This window comes from Streptomyces sp. A1136 (assembly GCF_004795055.1).
GTDB lineage: Bacteria > Actinomycetota > Actinomycetes > Streptomycetales > Streptomycetaceae > Streptomyces.
On record NZ_SSBJ01000111.1, the window covers coordinates 1 to 964 of the forward strand.

Genomic DNA, 964 nt, shown 5'->3' on the forward strand with positions numbered 1-964 from the left:
GGCCAGATGGCGGCTGCGCTGAACAGCGCCGCAGGCACGATGGCGACGACGGTCGGCGAGATCGCCGCCTCGGCGGACGCGGTGGCGGCGTCGTCGGAGGAGCTGTCGGCGTCGTCGGCGCAGATCTCGGCGTCGGCGGGGGAGACCTCGGCGCAGTCCGGCGTCGTGGCCGGTGCCGCGGAGGAGGTCTCGCGCAACGTGCAGACCGTCGCCGCCGGTGCGGAGCAGATGGGTGCGTCGATCCGGGAGATCGCGTCCAACGCGGCCGAGGCCAGCGAGGTCGCTGCCAAGGCCGTCGTCGCCGCGGAGACCACCACCGCGACGGTGGCCAAGCTCGGTGCGAGCTCGGCCGAGATCGGCAACGTCGTCAAGGTCATCACCTCGATCGCCGAGCAGACCAACCTGCTGGCACTGAACGCCGCCATCGAAGCGGCCCGCGCCGGTGAGGCCGGACGCGGATTCGCGGTGGTGGCCGATGAAGTGCGCAGCCTGGCCCAGCGCAGTGCGGCTGCGGCCAAGGAAATCAAGATCCTCATCGACGACTCCGTCGCCAAGGTCGACACCGGCAGCAAGCTGGTCGAGCAGGCCGGCGTGACGATGAACAACATCGTCACCAGCATTCGCCGCGTCACCGACGTCATGTCCGAGATCACCAGCGCCAACAGCGAGCAGAGCAGCGGTATCGAGCAGGTCAATGAAGCGATCATCCGGATCGATGACATGACCCAGCAGAACGCCGCGCTGGTCGAGCAAGCCGCCGCCGCTGCGCAATCGATGCAGGAACAGGCCGAACGCCTGTCGCAGGCGGTCAGCATTTTCAAACTTGGCGCTGCCGTCGCGGTTCCGGATGTCGCGCGCACGGCTGCAAAAATCCGCGACGTGACGCCGAAACCCGTGCAGCTTCCACACAAGGCGGTGAAGGATCTTCCGGCAAAGGCGATGGCTGCCGCCGCACAAGGCGACG

At 68.2% G+C, this 964-nt stretch carries 2 protein-coding genes; one reads left to right on the plus strand and one right to left on the minus strand.

From position 1 onward, the window contains the following. Positions 1–197: hypothetical protein (locus E6R62_RS40460; RefSeq protein WP_206308974.1), on the minus strand; the 197-nt coding region annotated here is incomplete at its 3' end. Between the two features lies 1 nt (position 198). On the opposite strand from E6R62_RS40460, the gene E6R62_RS37495 reads away from it, so the two are divergent. After that, a partial coding sequence (locus E6R62_RS37495; protein ID WP_240802135.1) for a methyl-accepting chemotaxis protein occupies positions 199–964 on the plus strand: 766 nt, incomplete at its 3' end.